This window comes from Serratia sp. H402Y, assembly GCF_051172415.1.
Classification (GTDB): domain Bacteria; phylum Pseudomonadota; class Gammaproteobacteria; order Enterobacterales; family Enterobacteriaceae; genus Serratia; species Serratia ureilytica.
Map to the genome: position 1 here is coordinate 1271971 of NZ_JBPIYZ010000001.1, position 17380 is coordinate 1289350.

Consider the following 17380-nt stretch of genomic DNA (forward strand, 5'->3'; position numbering starts at 1 on the left):
TGCTCATTCCCATTACCCCCAGATGCTTGCCAACTGCCATCCCGTGATGGGCTCGAACAGCGCCTGGCCGCCTTCGGCGAACAGGCTGAGGCGGCGATCGCCCGCCGTCGGATAGATGCGGCTGGTCAGGCAGGCCTGCCCCTGATTAACGAAGATCTCCAGTGAGGAGCGATCGATAAAGATCCGCAGCGACAGAATGTCACCCTCCGGCAGCGGCACACTGCGGCAGGTGCACAGCGCCGGGTGTTCATTAAAACGCTCCAGCACCAATCGGTGTGACTGATTGTCGACGAACAGCCGCGCCGCACTCCCAATGGCCAGACCGTACCGCTCGGCGTCGCTGTCGGCCGGTCTCAACGTCAGGATGAGCTCCTGCATATCGTTCGTCAGCGGCAGATGCTGATTGGTCAGCGTCTGCGCCGACAACGTCTGCGATCCTCGGCGCAACGCCGCCAGTTCACGAGCCGGATTCATGCGGACGCTGCCGTCGGCGGCCAGCGTCAGCTCGCGTGGCAGGGTGAGGGCGCCGGCCCAGCGGTGCGCTTTGCTGGGCATCGGTGATTCCCACATATCCATCCAGGCAAACAGCAGCCGACGGCCGTCGGCGGCGGTGAAGGTCTGCGGCGCATAGAAATCGTGGCCGGCATCCAGCTCGCAGAAGGGCTGCGTTACCGTAAAGTCGCCGTCCGGCCGCCAATGGCCGAGCAGATAGCCGCTCTGGAAGCGATTGCGGTAGCGGTAGCCCTGCGCCGCCAGCCCCTGCGGCGAAAACAGCAGCAGGTGTTGCTCCCCCAGCTGAAAGAAATCCGGGCATTCCCACATATAGCCCTGATGCGCCGTTTGCGCGCCGGCCAGCACCCGATCGAAGCGCCAGGCGCGCAGGTCGGCAGAGCGGTACAGGCGCACCTGGCCCAGGCCGTTTTCTTTGGCGCCGACCACCAGCCACCATTCGCCGTTTTCGCGCCAGACTTTCGGATCGCGAAAATGCTGAATGCCGTCCGGCGGGGCCAGTACCGGTCCGTGCTTGACGAAGCGTATGCCGTCTTCGCTGGTGGCCAGACATTGCACTTCCCGCACCTGGCTGTCGTCACCGGGTTCGCCCAACCACACGTGGCCGGTGTAAAGCAGCGTCAGCACGCCGTTGTCATCCACGGCGCAGCCAGAAAAACAACCGTCTTTGTCATAGGGCGCATCGGGCGTCAGGGCGATGGGCTGGCGCTGCCAGCGTATCAGATCGCGGCTGGTCGCATGCCCCCAGTGCATGGGCCCCCAGTGCTCGCTATGGGGATGATGTTGGAAGAACGCATGATAGACGCCGTCAATACAGATCAGGCCGTTGGGATCGTTGATCCAGCCGGCGGCCGGTGCGAGATGGAACTGCGGATAATAATCGTCTCGGCGCTCTGCGCGCAGGGCTTCGACCGCATGGTCGGCTTGAGCTAAAGCAGTGTTCATTGGACAGACTCACTTGATTTAATGGCGGATGGAAAGGGCGTTGCCGTGGCGGAGCGTTCGCCGCGCAGCAAGAAACAGGAGACAAGCGTGGTGGCGGCGACCGCGCAGCCCATCAGCAGATAGGTGTCGGCAAAGCCGATGCGGTCATAACCGTAGCCCGCCAGCGGCGACAGGAAGCTGGCCATCACCTGGGTGATGAACTGGAAGCCTACCAGGTACAGCGTGGAGGAGAGTCGGCTGTCGAAGCGGCTGGCGATGTATTTGAAGATAGCGATCAGCAGGATTGGCAACTCTACGGCGTGCAGCAGTTTCATGGCGGAGATCATCAGGGCGCCGGTGACCAACCCGGAACCGAACATGCGCAGCGCCATCACGCTGCCCGCCAGCAACAGCCCCTGCTTGGCGCCGATACGGTTCACCAGCAGCGGGGCCAGGAACATGCCGCCGGCTTCGAGGAAGACCTGCAGCGAGTTGAGAAAACCGTACATCTCGTTGCCCTGTGCGCGAGAAGCGAACTGTGAAGCGAAGTAGACAGAAAATTGCTGATCGAAAACGTTGTATACGCTGATCCCCAGCACAAACACTACCAGCGCCCAGAAGCCCGGCATGCGCAGCAGCGCCAGCGCGTCCTGCAGCCGCAGGTTCTCCGGTTTGCCGAACGCCAGGCCGGCCATGGCGTTCGGCTTCAGCTCGCGTACCTGACTGAGCAGCAACAGGAACACCACGGCGGCGGCGGAGGCCAGCCAGAAATTGATATTCGGGTTGATATTGAAGATAAAACCGGCCACAAAGGTGGCGCTGGCCCAGCCGAGCGAGCCCCACATGCGGGCGCGGCCGAACTCGAAACCGCTGATGCGGCTGACGCGCTCGGTATAAGACTCCAGCGCGCCGATGCCGGCGAAGAAGGTCGCGCCGATGAACACCCCGCCGACCAAAGCGCCGAGCGGCAGGCTGCTCGCCAGCAGCGGGGCATAAACGTAGATAAAGAACGGGCCGGTCAGCAGCAGCATCACGCCGAGAAACTGCAGCAGGTGTTTGCGCAGCCCAAGTTTGTCCTGAATAAAGCCGTACAACGGCTGTGCGCACAGCGCTACCAGCGAGATGGCGGAGAAGATCAGGCCGGTCTCGGCGCCTTTCAGCCCGATCTTTTGATTCAGCCATAGCGAGATCAGCGAAAAGCTGGAAGACCAGGTGAAGAAAAAGAAGAACAGCAGGCCGCTGAGCAGCACGTAATATTTTTTAGTTTCGCGGTTCATGGGTAGGGCCCCGGTGAGTGAAGTTAGCTCTATTGTTAACGTTAACTCGCGGATGGATGAAGCTGTCAGTTATCACTCATGCGATGTTAATCACAAAAGTTAACGTTAACATTATTGCGTTGTGATCATTATCACGAGTTGGAATGGGGGCGATGCGCCCCCGGAGGATTAACGTTCGTTCAGCGAGCGCAGATGATCGTCGCGGCGCAGCGTCATCAGCGCAAACAGGCTGACCACCGACGTGGCGACCACATAGTAGGCGGGAATGTCGATATTGCCGGTCTGTTTGATGAGGCCGGTGATAATCAGCCCGGCCGAGCCGGAAAACACCGCATTGGACAGCGAGTAAGCCAGCCCCAGGCCGGTATAGCGCACCCGGGTCGGGAACATCTCCGCCAGCATCGCCGGGCCGGGACCGGCCAGCAGGCCGACCACGGCGCCGGCGATCATGACTGCCAGCCCTTTGATCCACAGTGAGCTCTGCGCATCCTGCAACAGGTGCAGCAGCGGGAAGGTGAACAGGATCACCGCCGCCACCGCCGTCAGCATCACCGTTTTTCGTCCCAGCCTGTCGCTGATGATGCCCGCCGGCAGGATGGTCAGGGCGAAACCGACGTTGGCCAGCACCGTCGCCACCAGCGCTTGCTGGAAGGTGGCGTGCAGCGAGGTTTGCAAATAGGAAGGCATCACCACCAGGAAGGTATAGCCGGCGGCCGACCAACCCATCATGCGGCCGATGCCGACCAGAATGGTTTTCACCACGCCGCCCAGCTTCACTTCCGGTGGGGTGATAGCGTGTTCCGCATGTTGCTGCGCCTGGGTAAACGTCGGCGTTTCCTCAAGCTTGAGCCGCAGCCACAGCGCCACGGCGCCCATCGGCAGCGCCAGCAGGAAGGGAATGCGCCAGCCCCAGTCATGCAACTGCTGCACGCTCAGCAGCGCGGCCAGCAGCGCCACCAGCCCGGCGCCGGCCAACAGGCCGAGCGCGACGGTCAGCGATTGCCAGGCGCCGAACAGCCCGCGCTTGCCCTTTGGGGCGAACTCGGTCATCAGCGACACGGCGCCGCCGAATTCGCCGCCGGCGAACAGCCCCTGGAACATACGCAGCAGCGTCAGCAGCAGCGGGGCGGCGACGCCGATCGAGGCATAGGTCGGCATGACGCCGATCAACGCCGTCGCCAGCGTCATCAGCAGCAGGACCGCAATCAGCGTCGGACGACGGCCGATGCGATCGCCGATACGGCCGAAGATCACCGCGCCGATCGGCCGGCAGAAAAATGCCAGCGCGAAGGCGGCGTAGGTGAGGATCAGGCTGGTGATTTCATTTTCACCCTGCAGCGTGAAAAAATTGGCGGCGATGACGGTGGCCAGAAAACCGTATACCCCGAACTCATACCATTCGATAAAGTTGCCGACCGAGCCGGCCAGCAACGCCTGACGCGACCGGCGCGCGTCGAGAGTCTGTTGATTCATCCCCGTTCCCATACTTTTGATTTATTGTTCGTCAGTTCTAAATTTATACGACAAAACAATCAATTGATTTCAGCGGGAACTGTGAGGCGCTCAGCGCATGCCGTCGATACGCCACCATTCGGGGCAAACATCGGCGAACGCATGTGAGGTCGGGCGCAGCTCCGGCAGATTGGCCCGATCGAAGCTGCCGGTGGCCAGCGCCACCGTCGGCTCGTCGTCGATCGCCCCCAGCGTGCTGCCGCAGCGCGGGCAAAAGGCGCGGCTGGAATAGGGTGAAGAACGGTAGAGTGTGGGCATGCCGCCCGGGCCGTTCCACTCGATGGCCTGACGCGGAAATTCGACCCAGCAGAGCGTCGGCGCGCCGGAGTGGCGGCGGCAAAAATCGCAGGAACAGCTGTGCGGATTGCCAGGCAGGCCGCGTGCCTGAAAGCGAATATGCCCGCACAGGCAGCCGCCGCTATAGCAGGGATTTTCCATGATGTCTCCGTCATGAGCGCAGGGGAAAACGATGAAAATCACTATAGCGATATCGCGAAAAATTAACAGGTCCCCGCTGATGCATTACCAGAGCAGCGGCGCCGGCTCGCGGCCGTTTTCGGCGTAGTACAGCGACGGCAGGAACTGCGCCAGATAGCTGAACTCGTTGTAGCAGTGGCGCATCAGGTTAAACCCGATGTCGTCCGAGAGTTCGTCGTGGGCGTTGGCGCAGGCTTTACCCAGCAGGAAACGGCTGCGCAGCACGCACCCGTAGGGCGTATCGCGCGCCAGATGCAGCATCTCGCCGTCGCAGGGATCGCCGTTGTCATCCAACGCCACCTGGTCGCCGAAGCCGATGCGCGCGCACACGGCGGCGGAGAGCGCCTGCGCGTCACGCGCCTGGCGCAGCGGTTGCGGCGCGAAGAAGTCCTCGGCGGCGTGGAATTTGAGGCGCGCCGCGACCGGCGGCAGCTCCGCCAGCCATTCGACCGCTTCGATGCTGGCGCCGACGTAGCTTTCCCCTTTTTTCCAATGGCGGTCCCAGCCGCGATGTTCGACGTGATCGTGCGGGTGCCACCAGTTGATGTGCTGCGTGTTCTCAAAGAAGGTGAACCACCAGTCCAGCATGCGCCCCTTGCAGCCGTGCAGATCGGTACGGACCGCGACGGTCAGCAAACCGTCGGCGCTGCGACTCAGCCCCATCTCCAGCCGCAGCGGTTCAGGTTTGAGCAACTCGTTGATATCGTTAACGCCCCACGGCGCCAGCAGGGAAGGATGTGTCATAATGGGTTCCTGTTTTATTTTGGAAACTAATTGTGTTTCCAAAATAAAACTATGCCGCTATGCTGAGTCTGTCAATGCTTGTGAGGAATAAATATGGCGAACCCGAATGAAGAACCGCTGCGTGCTCGCGGCCGGCCGGCCACGCCGGAAACGGCGCTGCGCGCCGCGCTGGCGCAGGCGACGCTGGCGCTGTTGCTCGACGGCGGCTATGCCGCGGCAACGGTGGATGCGGTGGCGAAACGCGCCGGGGTGGCTAAAAAAACCCTGTATCGCTTTGCGGCCAATCGCGACGAACTGGTGGCGCAGGCGGTGAGCGGCTGGACCGATGCGTTTCAGCCGGCTTTCGCCCAGGATGCCGGGCGGTGGGAGGCGGTGGCGCCGCTGTTGGAAAAAGGGCTGAAGGCGGTGGCGCAGCAGGTATTGAGCGCCGAAGCGGTGGGGATGTTTCGGCTGCTGCAAAGCGAGTTTCCGGGGCGCGAGGCGCTGCTGGACAGCTATCAGCGAAACGGCATTCTGCGCGGACGGGCGACGGTGGCGGACTGGCTGCGGCGCCAGCAGCAGTGCGGGTGGCTGCGTGAGCGTGACTGGGCGCAAACCAGCGATCTGCTGTTGGCGATGACCATCGCCGAACCGCTGCGGCAGATGACGCTGGGGCTGTTGCCGCCCGGCAGCGCGATCGACGAGCGCATCGCGGCGGCGGTGGCGCTGGTGATGCCGGGTTTGCTGGCGGAAGGATGAAAACAAGAAAGGGCCGAAAGTTCGGCCCTTAAACAGCAGGATGCAAAACGTCTGCGTTACAGCTTCGGCCCGGCGTTCACCAGCTTTTCGCCCGCCTGGGTGACGGTATATTTGGCGAAGTTATCGATAAAGCGCTGCGCCAGATCCTGCGCTTTCTCCTGCCACAGCGATTCGTCGGCGTAGGTTTTGCGCGGATCGAGGATCGACGGATCGACGCCCGGCAGCGCGGTCGGCACTGCCAGCCCGAAGATCGGCAGCGTGAAGGTGTCGGCCTGCTCAATGTCGCCATTCAAGATGGCGTCGATGATGCCGCGCGTATCTTTGATCGAGATACGCTTGCCGCTGCCGTTCCAGCCGGTGTTGACCAGGTAAGCCTGGGCGCCGGCGGCCTCCATGCGTTTCACCAGCACTTCAGCGTATTGCGTCGGGTGCAGCGTCAGGAACGCGGCGCCGAAGCAGGCGGAGAAGGTCGGCGTCGGGGCGGTGATGCCGCGCTCGGTGCCGGCCAGCTTGGCGGTGAAGCCGGACAGGAAGTGGTATTGGGTCTGCTCCGGCGTCAGGCGCGACACCGGCGGCAGCACGCCGAAGGCGTCGGCGGTCAAGAAGATGATCTTGCGCGCGTGGCCGGCTTTGGACACCGGTTTGACGATGTTCTCGATGTGATAAATCGGGTAAGAGACGCGGGTGTTCTCGGTTTTGCTGGCGTCGTCGAAGTCGATGCTGCCGTCGGCCCGCACGGTGACGTTTTCGAGCAGCGCATCGCGGCGGATCGCCTGATAGATTTCCGGCTCCGCCTGCGGCGACAGCTTGATGGTTTTGGCGTAGCAGCCGCCTTCGAAGTTGAACACGCCGTCGTCGTCCCAGCCGTGCTCGTCATCGCCGATCAGCTGGCGTTTCGGATCGGTGGAGAGGGTAGTTTTGCCGGTGCCGGACAGGCCAAAGAACACCGCGACGTCGCCTTGCTCGCCGACGTTGGCCGAGCAGTGCATCGAGGCGATGCCCTTCAGCGGCAGCAGATAGTTCATGATCGAGAACAGGCCTTTCTTCATCTCGCCGCCGTACCAGGTGCCGCCGATCAGCTGCATGCGCTCGGTCAGGTTGAAAGCGACGAAGTTTTCCGAGTGCAGCCCTTGCTGTTGCCAGTCCGGGTTGGTGCATTTGGCGCCGTTCAACACCACGAAGTCCGGCTCAAAGTCCGCCAGCTCGGCGTCGCTTGGGCGGATAAACATGTTTTTCACGAAGTGCGCCTGCCAGGCCACCTCGGTGATGAAGCGCACCTTCAGGCGCGTATCGGCGTTGGCGCCGCAGAAGGCATCCACCACGAACAGACGCTTGCCGGAGAGCTGGTTGCCCACCAGCGTCTTCAGATGCTGCCAGACTTCCGGCGACAGCGGCTGGTTGTCGTTCTTGCCGGTACCGTTGTCGGACCACCAGACGGTGTCGCGCGTGGTGTCGTCGCGCACGATGTATTTGTCTTTCGGCGAACGGCCGGTAAATTCGCCGGTCGCGACGTTGACCGCCCCCAGTTGGGTGAGGGTGCCGCGTTCCAGCGGCGGCAGGTCGGCGCGGGTCTCTTCGGCGAACAGCAATTCATAGCTGGGGTTATAGACGATGTCGGCGGCCTGATGGATGCCGTAGCGAGCGAGGGTTTGTGGGGTAACAGCGCGTGAAGACATATTCTACTTCCTTATGAGTCATATTATGCCTTTTTCCCGTGCGGTGCCGCGCGCAGGATTAAGGTTCGGATCAAGCTGACCGGATTCAGCTAATGGCGTTTCCGGTTCTTTATTAATAAAGCAGGGGGCTTTTTCGCCCTCCTATAGCATAGCAGCGAATTTAAGCCTGATTACTTTAATTACAAAATGCTGACGATAATTAATTAAAACCAACCTTGGCGGAGGGTCACAATATTGAATTCCCTCAGCGTAATTTAGTTTTGCATTTTTATTTTTTATCATATTGTCAGTGCTGTCTACTGTTTTATTTCTTATTAGAAAAAGCGAAATCCGCAATAGGATTTTTGTAATTAGTTGTTTTCACTTGGCTATGGCGGGATTGTTGCGCCAGGTGAATCTAACCGTACTGTACGCTTGTCAGCAGGGTGAATAATGAAACAGATAAATGCAGAAATAGCCTGTGATAAAAATACGGCATCGTCCGAATCATCAGGATTAATTAATCAACTTCGTCAAATAGATATCGGTGCGGTGCCGATCGCGTTGTTTATCACGATTTGCGCCATCGTGGCGATTTCCGCCTACGCTAACTTCCTGCCGAAGAATATGATCGGCGGCCTGGCGGTGATAATGACGCTGGGCTTTGCGTTGGCGCAGTTGGGTAAAAGCATTCCCGTGCTGCGCGATATCGGCGGGCCGGCCATTCTGTGTTTGATGGTGCCGTCGGTGCTGGTCTACTTCAACGTGTTCCAGCCCAACGTCATGGGCACCGTCCATCTGCTGATGAAAGACGCCAACCTGCTTTATTTCGTCATCGCCAGTCTGGTGGTCGGCAGCATTCTCGGCATGAACCGGGTGATCCTGATCCAGGGGATGATTCGCATGTTCGTGCCGCTGGTGGTGGGCACGGTCACGGCGGTGATCACCGGGCTGCTGGTGGGGAAACTGTTCGGCTTCACCTTCTATCACACCTTCTTCTTTATCATCGTGCCGATCATCGGCGGCGGCATCGGCGAGGGCATTTTACCGCTGTCGCTGGCCTATTCGGCGATCCTGGGATCGACACCGGACGTCTACGTCGCGCAGCTGGCGCCGGCGGCGGTGCTGGGTAATATCTTCGCCATCGTGACCGCCGGGGTGCTGGCGCGCATCGGCATGCAGCGCAAGGCGCTGAGCGGCGACGGCATGCTGATCCGTTCGGCGCAGGAGAACGCGATGTTCGCCATCAAGGAACAAAGCGGCAACGTCGATTTCCAACTGATGGGCGGCGGGCTGCTGGTGATCTGCGCCTTCTTTATCGTCGGCGGCCTGTTCGAGCATATCGTGCATATCCCTGGCCCGGTGCTGATGATCCTGTTCGCGGTGCTGTGCAAATACTGCCGGGTGATCCCGGCCTCGATGGAGACCGGCGCGCACAGTTTCTATAAGTTCGTCTCCACCGCGTTGGTGTGGCCGCTGATGATCGGTCTGGGCATGCTGTACGTGCCGCTGGAAAGCGTGGTTGCGGTGTTCTCGGTCGGCTATGTGGTGGTCTGCGGCTCGGTGGTGCTGTCGATGGGGTTGGTCAGTTTCCTGATTGCGCCTTACCTGAAGATGTTCCCGGTGGAAGCGGCGATCGTCACCTGCTGTCACAGCGGCCTGGGCGGCACCGGCGACGTGGCGATCCTGTCGGCGTCCAACCGCATGGGGCTGATGCCGTTCGCCCAAATCGCTACGCGCATCGGCGGCGCTTCCACGGTCATTGGTGCGACGCTGTTGCTCGGTTGGTTAGTCTGAGTCCAGAGTGTGTTATGGATAGCCGGGGTTGGATTGCCCCGGTTTTTTTATACTTTTTTCGACATCGTGATAATGCTGATTATTACCTTGAAAATCATTCGCATGGCGGAAAATCCCTGTCACACTTTTGATAAGAAAAATCTGTTCTCGGTAAAATGTGTCTATTCTCTTCTCTTAAGGGATTATCGTTCTCATTCAGAGTGCCGATGGAAGGCGCCAGCGCATTACCGATATCCCCGTATTGATTCAACACCGGGCCGCTGCCGTTCAGGCAATCCGCCAGTTGGGGCATCCCCCCGATTGAATTGACGAATATGGAGATAAGGTTATGTCATCAAGCAATGCTTCCGTTAAGGCCGAAGGCGTATTAGCCCTGCTGGGCGCTTATAAACCCGATGAAGACGACACCATTACCGTGCTTCATCCGTCGAAAACGTTCGAGAATGCCGGTCTGGAACTGGTGCGCGGCGATCGCAGTTGGCACGACAAGGGCGTGACCGAAAAGCCGGTCTCCCTGACCTACAGCTTCTGGGAAAAGGCGCCGGGCAATATGTCGAGCATGAGCATCAGCGGCTTCAGCAGCTTTAACGCGGAACAGCGCGAGCAGGCCAAACTGTCGCTGCAGTCATGGTCCGACGTGGCCAACATTACCTTCACCGAGACCAGCAACACCGCCGCCGCCAATATCAAATTCGGTCTGTTCGATTACAGCTCGCGCGGCTCCTATGCCTTTGCATATAACCCGGATTCATCGCCTTCGGTCGCCGGTCAAACCTGGTATAACGCCAAGAACCACACCTTCGTCAACAACCAGATCCATGAAAACGAGTACGGCCGCCAGACCTTCACCCATGAGATCGGTCATGCGCTGGGGTTGCAGCACCCGGGCGACTATAACGCCGCGCCGGGCGTCAGTATCACCTACGCTAAAGACGCGACCTACTTCGAAGACAGCCGCGCCCACAGCCTGATGAGCTATTTCAGCGAAAGCAACACCGGGCAGGACTTTAAAGGCGCGTACTCTTCCGGGCCGTTGCTCAATGACATCACGGCGATCCAGCATTTCTACGGCGCCAACATGAACACCCGCACCGGCGACACGGTTTACGGTTTCAATTCCAACACCGATCGCGACTTCCTCACCGCCACCGGCGCGCAGGACAAGATAATCTTCACCGCCTGGGATGCCGGCGGCAACGACACCTTCGACTTCTCCGGCTTTGGCCAAAATCAGCGCATCAACCTGAATGAAAAGGCGTTCTCGGACGTCGGCGGCCTGAAAGGCAACGTGTCGATCGCGGCGGGCGTAACGATTGAAAACGCCATCGGCGGGTCGGGTAACGATGTGCTGGTCGGGAACGCCGCCGATAACGTGCTCAAGGGCGGCGCGGGCGATGATGTGTTGTACGGCGGCAAAGGGGCGGATCAGCTGTGGGGCGGCGCCGGCAAGGACACCTTCGTCTACTTCGCGGCGGATGAGTCGACGGCGGCGGCGCCGGATTGGATCCGCGACTTCGTGCGCGGCGAGGACAAGATCGATTTGACGCTGTTCAACACCGGCAGCGCCGATGGCATCCGCTTCGTCGATCAGTTCAGCGGCAAGGCGGGCGAGGCGAAGCTGAGCTACGATGCGCAAAATCACGTCAGCGATGTGGCGATCAACCTGGGCGGCGCCTTTGACGGCAACGATTTCCTGGTGAAAGTGGTGGGGCAGCCGCTGGATGCCGGCGATTTCGTGTTGGCGTAATGCAGGCAACAAAAATAGGGCGTTTTGGGCAAAAACCCGACAATTCCTATTAATTACGTCATATTAGCGTGACATAGTAGCGCGCAGAAGGCCGGGCTTGCATACCTCGGGCTTCTGTCGGATCGCCAACCTTTTCGGTTGGCGATTCATTTTCCGCCTTTCAGCATGTTGATGGCGGCGCCGAGCAGGATACGCCGTTCGATGTCGTTGCTCTCGGCCAGCTGCCGCGCCAGATGTTTCTCCAGCGTTTCCACCGACAGCGCCTCGCCGCGATGGCGCAGCTGCATCACGCTGTCGCCGATCAGGCGCGCGACTTCATCCCATACGGGTTTAATCTCCTGTTCCGAGAACGTCATGGCCTACACCTCGGTGGGTTGATTTTCGCCCAATGTAGCAGTTGAACTGCGGCTTCGCTACCGACGGTCAAAAACAGGAAGCATAAAAAACAAGCCATCAGTATTTCTTCTGGTTTTTGCGCTCAATACTGGCAATGTCGAAAAGCAGGAGAACACATCATGAACTGGGTCGAAACCTTGGCGGAGTACTACCGCCTCAGCCGCACGGGTGAAACGCAACATTGGCTGTGCCGTCGCTGGTTGCCACAGGGGGAAGCGCGTCTGGCCTATTTGCGCGAGTTACTGGAGCCGACCGCGGCGCCGCGGCGGTGAGCAGGGCGCCGGCGGTTGGCCGGCGTCGTTTTATGGGATTAACCGAACGCTATCGCCGCCCAACGCAACAGCAACAACGCCAGGCAGATCAGCAGCAGCACCACCACCATTTTACTGAGCTTGTTGCCCATGCGTTTTGTCGCCACGTCGCCCTCTCTTAACTGAAATACCATCCGCCGGCGATGGCGATGAGCAACAGCGTCGCCAACGCGACGCTGTTGAGTAAATCGCTGAAGGTATCGTCAGCATCGAAATCGTCTTGCCGCATGTTGCCGCCTGGCGTTGCCATTGAGTGAATACTGTTCACAGTATGCGCCCCGTAGCGCTGAAGGCACAGCGAAGAACGGTAAAAACTCGTAAAGACGGCGCTGGCATAACGCGCAGTCGCGCTTGTGACGGATGCAGACGGCCGCCAATACGTTGTACTATCCTGTCTGCATTGAGGCATTTTTCCAAAAGGTATAATCATGGCGACGGCAATTCCACAGAAATACGAGCACCTTGAGCGCTGGGCGTTCGGCGATACCGAACAGCAGGCCGATGAAGTGGTGCAATTGATTTTGAACGGCACCAAAACGGCGACCTGCTCCAACCTGGACGGCGAGGGCATCCCACAGGCCGGCGATCGGTTCCTGGTGGTGGACGGCAAGGGAGAGCCGGTCTGCGCGGTTGAGCTGACCGCGGTGGAAATGAAAACATACGATCAGGTCGATGAAGCGCACGCCTTTGCCGAAGGCGAGGGCGATCGTTCGCTGGCGCATTGGCGCAAAGAGCTGCAGCGCTTCTTCGAAGAGTACGATCTGTTCTCGCCGGACATGACGCTGGTGCTGATGAATTTCAAAGTCGTCGACAAGTTCTAAACGGATGCGCGCCGTTCCCTACGAGTGCCAGTGGGCGAGCCCGGAGATGGCCGCCGATCTGATCGCCGGCCGCGCGACGTTGGCGCAAGACGAGAATTGGGCGCGCAGCGGTGCCCGCGATCGGGCGGAGTACGTCGAATGGGCCAACCACGTGTGCGGCATGGCCTGCCTGAAAATGGTGCTGGGCCACCGCGACGGCGCAGCGCCGCCGCTGCTGGAACTGGCGCGCCGCAGCCTGCCTTATGGCGCCTATGTGCGTGAGAACGAGCGGATAAAAGGACTGATTTACGCGCCGTTCGTCGAGTACGTGCGCGAGCAGTTCGCGCTGCAGGCGGAGGTGAAGGTGGGGTTGGCGGCCGCCGATGTGCCGGCGCTGCTTCATGAATGCCGCTACTTTATCGCCTCGGTGCATCCCGCCATTCGCCGGCCCGAGAGCATACCGCCGCAGCGGGGCGGGCATCTGGTGTTGATCACCGCCGCCGATGCGCAAAGCGTGACCTTCCATAATCCTTCGGGCGACAGCCCGGCGACGCGCGAGCGAGTACAGCTGTCACTCAACCGCTTCGCCCACTTCTTTGCCGGCCGCGGCATCGCCATCGCATAAAAAAACGCGCTGTTTCTGATGAAAGCAGCGCGTCGTCAGCCGACTGGATGCATTTTCATGCCACCCGCATCACCCAGGCGTCCGTCTGTCGATCGTAGTGTTGCTTGTACAGCAGCGACTGCTTACCGTTGAGGATGGCCGGAATGCTGGTGTGTTCATCCCAGCCGTCGAGCTGCATGCACAGATCCGGATCGGACTTGCAGGGGATGCTCAGGGTGCCTGCACGGTCGGCGGTGGCGTGAAGATGCGCGTCATCGACCTCGAAGCTGCCAATTTTTACGACGGTTTTGCTCATGGGAACTCCTTGCTCAATGATGTGGTAGGAGGTTAGACCAGTCAGGTCATCGGTATGAGCATAGCCAAATGAGCAAAAAATGCCACATAAAAAATACACTCTGGCAACATTCGGCCGGGCGGCTAGCGGCTGCGCTAGTAAGTCACGACATAGCTGACGTTATCCTGATAGGTGCCGACCGGCACTTCGGTTTGCGCCGGATTGACGGCGGCGGTAAAGGGGATGCTTTGCGCTAGGCCAGTGCCGGTGCCGCTTTGCGCGTTGGTGCTGCTCCACACGGTGCTGGTATTGGGCAAATAGATCTGATACTGCAGGAAGTTGCTGGTGCCGCTGATCATTCGCCGCCAGCCGGTGATCGGATTGTTGCCGTTGGTGAAGTAGGAGCTGTAAGACTGGGATTTGGTACAGGTCAGCGTGATGCTTTGGTTGATCGGATTGAATTGCCCCACTAAGGCCATGCTGCCGAAGTTGACGTTGTTGGCGGTGTTGATCAGGCAACTCTTGGTGATGACCGCGGTGACGGTCACGGTGCTGGGTTGATTGGTGCCGTCCCACCAGATGCATGCTCCCAGGATGCCGATGCCGCAGATGTGATAATTCCACACCAGGTTGATGGTATCGGTATAGGTGCCGGCGCTGACGTTCGCGCCGACGACGGTTTTGATATACACCGGAAAGTTGACGTTGGCTGAGATCAGGATCAGCGACAGCAGATTCAGCGAGCTGTAATCGATGGTCTGGCCGACGCTATACGGGTACTGGTAGTTCGAATCCGGGTAGATCAAATAAGAAATTTTATCGCCTGAGCCATTGCCGTTCAGCAGAGCCATGTTGTTGGTGGTGGAAGCGATCTTGACCGTGACGGTGTTTTGCGACAGCAAATTGAGCCCGAGCCCGGTGCAGTTCAACCCCGCGGTGCCCTGGGCGCTTATCTGGCCGTTGTAGACGGCGAAGGAGTTGCTGCTGGGCAGGGTAACCGTGCCGTTGGTGGTGGTGCAGTCCGCCAGCGCGCGTTGTCCACACATCAACAGCAGCGCCGCCAAAAAGATTTTCACTTGCCGAGACATCATTCTTCTTCTCCGTGTGTTACTGGCAGACGAGAGGGCCGACGCGTTGCAGCCCCTGCGGGTTGGCCAGGCTGAAACTGACCTGGCACGGCGGGCCGCCGTCGGCCGGGATTACGCTTAATCGGTTGTGTTGCTGCACCGGATCGATATAGGTCATGCCATCCCACCCGACGTAGCTTTGTTGATTGCCGCCGAGCACCGCAACCTGGCTGCCGTTGGCCAGCGGTTTGCCTTGCGCATCGACCAGCTCCACGTCGGCGGCGGACAGGCGCTGGACGGGGAATTCGACCAGGTAGCCGCTGTGATCGCGGATGGCGACGGTTTTTTCGACCGCCGGCAGGTTAACGTCCGCCGGTAAATTGAGCGGGTCGATTTGGAACTTGGCGTGGTAATACGAGGTGACGGTGGGCACCAGCAGATAACCTTTGTCGTTGGTGACGCCGATGCGCTGGTTCTCGTAGCTGACCGGAATGCCGGCGTAGCCGTCGGTCGATACCAGCGCGAAGGCATCGTTGATGGTGTTGGTGGCATAAACGCCGCCGTTCATCGCCACCAGCGAACCGCTGACTTCGCCCCAGCGGGTGTAGTCGTTACGGTTGCCATACAGCCCAGCGCGGGTTTCCAACAGCGAGGTGCGCCAGGTCACATCCGCCTGACGATAATCGCTGTTGCTGCCCTGGCCGCCGGCATAGGCCAGATTCCAACCGAAGCCGCCGTCGGTCGGCGCGGCGCGGCTGTAAGCCACGCGTTCGCTCCAGCGGTTGCCGGCGTCGCGGGCGGTGCTGACGTTGGCGGTGCCCCAGGTATCGAACGGAATGCTGATCTGCAGCTGAGAGCTGTAACCGTCGCCGCCAATCTCGCGGTTCGCCGAGGCGTACAGGCTGATGTTGCGCCACAGCGTCAGGCTGTACGACAGGTTGACCAGGCGAGTGCGCTGGCCGATGGCGTCGCGCACGTCGAAATAACCGGCGCCCAGGCTGCCGAAGCGGCTCAGGCCGATGCTGCCGGTCAGCTGATCGGTGCGGCGGCTCAGCCGATAGCTGCTCTTGTAGGTGGAAAGATCGCCAAAGTCCGCGCTGCGCAGCACCCGTTGAGCGTTGAGGCTGAAATACTGATTGCTGTAGGTGTAACTCAGGCTGGTTTGATCGCCGTGGCGGCCGGCGTACTGATACACCGGACCGGCATCCGGTTGCTGCACCGGTTGGCCGGTGACCGGATCGTAATACCGCGGCGTGACCGGAGGGGCGTTGAAAGCGTCGCGGCCCGCCTGGCTGTAGCTGTAGGAGGCGTTGAGCACCCCTAGCTGCCCGATGCGCACGCCGGCGCCGGCGCCGGTGACCGCCAACTCCGCCGCACCTTCCGCCCGCCCTTCGATCGTGAGCCAGTCCGTGACGCCGTAACGCCCGCTGCCGCTGGCCACCCACTGGCCGTAGTCCGCGGATCGGTAACCGTAGTTTTGGCGCAGCGCGCCTGCCGACAGGCTGAAATCGCTCAACCCGGCCTGCAGCAGCGAACTGGCGACATAGAACGGCACCGTCGTGCTGATCTGGCGGCCGAGCGCATCGGTCGTCACCACCGTCGCCTGACCGGCGCCGTTGATGTAGGGCACGGTATTCAGGGTGAACGGGCCGGGATTCACGTTGGCGGAGGTGTTTTTATAGCTGTTGATGTACAGATCGACGCTGCTCGGCACGGCGGCCTGGCCGGAGAACTGCGGCAGCGGGTAGGTAATGAGATCCGGCCGCGTGGCGAAATTACGCGCTACCTGCAGACCGCCGACGCGCACCGAACTGGTCCAGGGCAGCGAGCCGGTCGTGAGATCGCCGGCGGTGTAGCTGAGCATGGTGTCGTCGTCGCTGTAGCGCCAACTGCTGTCGTAGCGGATATAGCGATTGTTCTGCTGCGCGGCGGTCTCGCCGTTGAAGCTGCTGCGGAAAATGCCGGTGTTGGCGATAACGCCGAAGCCGTCGAACAGGCGCTGTTCGCTCCAGGCGGAAAAATAGCCCGGATTGCCGCGCCCGCCGCTTTGGCTGACGTAGGCGTCGTAATTCAGCAAGAAGCCCAGGCTGCTTTGCGCCGGCAGCCGCTGCTCCGGGTTGGCGTCACCGAGGGTTTGCCTGGGGAGCCAATCGTTGGGCACCGAGATCAGCAACTGCTGCGTTTCGCCGCTGTAGGTGACGTCGACCTTATCCAGTTGATCGACGGCGATCTCTTTCACCTGTTTGTCCGTCACCGGCAGGCCGGCATCGATCAGCTGCTGAGGCGTTAAATAGTAATGGCCGCCGCGGTAGGCGACCGGCACGACTTTGCCGGTCGGGCGGCCGTTCACCACCGGCTCCAGATACAGCGTGGTATCCGGCATGCTGACGGCGCGGGGCGGCGGTGGCAAATCGTCGGCGGCGGCAGGCGGCGGGCACAGTTCTACCGCCATACAGAGTACGGCCAGGGCCAGCGGCTTGAGCTGCATGCCGCGTGAGGGCGATGGCGACATCCGCATCACCTGCG

At 60.5% G+C, this 17380-nt stretch carries 17 protein-coding genes; 6 read left to right on the forward strand and 11 right to left on the reverse strand.

Features of this window, described 5'->3' with window-relative positions; genetic code table 11:
• Nucleotides 1–12: 12 nt before the first annotated feature.
• The 5 genes from ACSBQS_RS06495 to ACSBQS_RS06515 form a co-directional block, all read right to left on the reverse strand.
• Entirely contained in the window at nucleotides 13–1455 is a 1443-nt protein-coding gene (locus tag ACSBQS_RS06495) for a glycoside hydrolase family 32 protein (protein ID WP_434990013.1), read from the reverse strand.
• Entirely contained in the window at nucleotides 1452–2711 is a 1260-nt protein-coding gene (locus ACSBQS_RS06500) for an MFS transporter (RefSeq protein ID WP_047576088.1), read from the reverse strand. Before ACSBQS_RS06500 ends, ACSBQS_RS06495 begins: the two co-directional genes overlap by 4 nt.
• 168 nt (nucleotides 2712–2879) lie before the next feature.
• Entirely contained in the window at nucleotides 2880–4184 is a 1305-nt protein-coding gene (locus ACSBQS_RS06505) for an MFS transporter (RefSeq protein WP_033652105.1), read from the reverse strand.
• 90 nt (nucleotides 4185–4274) lie between these two features.
• Nucleotides 4275–4661: a GFA family protein gene (locus ACSBQS_RS06510; protein ID WP_033642828.1), complete on the reverse strand. Its 387-nt coding sequence runs from the start codon at nucleotides 4659–4661 to the stop codon at nucleotides 4275–4277.
• Nucleotides 4662–4745: 84 nt separating this feature from the next.
• Nucleotides 4746–5444: a DAPG hydrolase family protein gene (locus ACSBQS_RS06515; protein WP_025302572.1), complete on the reverse strand. Its 699-nt coding sequence runs from the start codon at nucleotides 5442–5444 to the stop codon at nucleotides 4746–4748.
• A gap of 93 nt (nucleotides 5445–5537) precedes the next feature.
• Between ACSBQS_RS06515 and ACSBQS_RS06520 the strand changes: the two genes are divergently transcribed.
• Nucleotides 5538–6182 (forward strand): TetR/AcrR family transcriptional regulator, encoded by a 645-nt coding sequence (locus ACSBQS_RS06520; protein ID WP_060660803.1) that lies wholly within the window; start codon nucleotides 5538–5540, stop codon nucleotides 6180–6182.
• 56 nt (nucleotides 6183–6238) lie between these two features.
• On the opposite strand, the gene pckA is transcribed toward ACSBQS_RS06520, so the two are convergent.
• A complete protein-coding gene (gene pckA, locus ACSBQS_RS06525; RefSeq protein ID WP_033642831.1) occupies nucleotides 6239–7858 on the reverse strand; it encodes a phosphoenolpyruvate carboxykinase (ATP) in 1620 nt (539 codons plus the stop codon).
• Between the two features lie 432 nt (nucleotides 7859–8290).
• Between pckA and ACSBQS_RS06530 the strand changes: the two genes are divergently transcribed.
• Complete coding sequence (locus ACSBQS_RS06530) at nucleotides 8291–9634, forward strand: 2-hydroxycarboxylate transporter family protein (RefSeq protein WP_033642832.1); 1344 nt, start codon at nucleotides 8291–8293, stop codon at nucleotides 9632–9634.
• A 328-nt stretch (nucleotides 9635–9962) separates the two neighbouring features.
• Nucleotides 9963–11381 (forward strand): serralysin family metalloprotease, encoded by a 1419-nt coding sequence (locus ACSBQS_RS06535; RefSeq protein WP_033652108.1) that lies wholly within the window; start codon nucleotides 9963–9965, stop codon nucleotides 11379–11381.
• Nucleotides 11382–11527: 146 nt separating this feature from the next.
• Here ACSBQS_RS06535 and ACSBQS_RS06540 read toward each other — a convergent pair whose 3' ends face one another.
• The gene (locus ACSBQS_RS06540) at nucleotides 11528–11737 is read right to left on the reverse strand and encodes a hypothetical protein (protein ID WP_033642834.1); all 210 of its coding nucleotides are present in this window, start codon (nucleotides 11735–11737) and stop codon (nucleotides 11528–11530) included.
• A gap of 159 nt (nucleotides 11738–11896) precedes the next feature.
• On the opposite strand from ACSBQS_RS06540, the gene ACSBQS_RS06545 reads away from it, so the two are divergent.
• Nucleotides 11897–12049 (forward strand): hypothetical protein, encoded by a 153-nt coding sequence (locus tag ACSBQS_RS06545; protein ID WP_162837208.1) that lies wholly within the window; start codon nucleotides 11897–11899, stop codon nucleotides 12047–12049.
• Nucleotides 12050–12087: 38 nt separating this feature from the next.
• Here ACSBQS_RS06545 and yniD read toward each other — a convergent pair whose 3' ends face one another.
• The gene (yniD, locus tag ACSBQS_RS06550; protein WP_016928013.1) at nucleotides 12088–12180 is read right to left on the reverse strand and encodes a small membrane protein YniD; all 93 of its coding nucleotides are present in this window, start codon (nucleotides 12178–12180) and stop codon (nucleotides 12088–12090) included.
• Nucleotides 12181–12516: 336 nt separating this feature from the next.
• Here yniD and ACSBQS_RS06555 point away from each other — a divergent pair, with 336 nt between their 5' ends.
• Nucleotides 12517–12909: an ASCH domain-containing protein gene (locus tag ACSBQS_RS06555; protein WP_033638276.1), complete on the forward strand. Its 393-nt coding sequence runs from the start codon at nucleotides 12517–12519 to the stop codon at nucleotides 12907–12909.
• Nucleotides 12910–12913: 4 nt separating this feature from the next.
• Nucleotides 12914–13513, forward strand: coding sequence for a C39 family peptidase (locus ACSBQS_RS06560; protein ID WP_042784320.1), 600 nt, complete (start codon nucleotides 12914–12916; stop codon nucleotides 13511–13513).
• A 55-nt stretch (nucleotides 13514–13568) separates the two neighbouring features.
• Here ACSBQS_RS06560 and ACSBQS_RS06565 read toward each other — a convergent pair whose 3' ends face one another.
• The 3 genes from ACSBQS_RS06565 to ACSBQS_RS06575 form a co-directional block, all read right to left on the reverse strand.
• Nucleotides 13569–13808, reverse strand: a complete 240-nt coding sequence (locus ACSBQS_RS06565; RefSeq protein WP_033652110.1) for a YebV family protein — start codon at nucleotides 13806–13808, stop codon at nucleotides 13569–13571.
• A gap of 134 nt (nucleotides 13809–13942) precedes the next feature.
• A complete protein-coding gene (locus ACSBQS_RS06570) occupies nucleotides 13943–14878 on the reverse strand; it encodes a Csu type fimbrial protein (RefSeq protein WP_353440353.1) in 936 nt (311 codons plus the stop codon).
• A gap of 16 nt (nucleotides 14879–14894) precedes the next feature.
• Nucleotides 14895–17366: a fimbria/pilus outer membrane usher protein gene (locus tag ACSBQS_RS06575; protein ID WP_370528299.1), complete on the reverse strand. Its 2472-nt coding sequence runs from the start codon at nucleotides 17364–17366 to the stop codon at nucleotides 14895–14897.
• Nucleotides 17367–17380 lie beyond the last annotated feature (14 nt).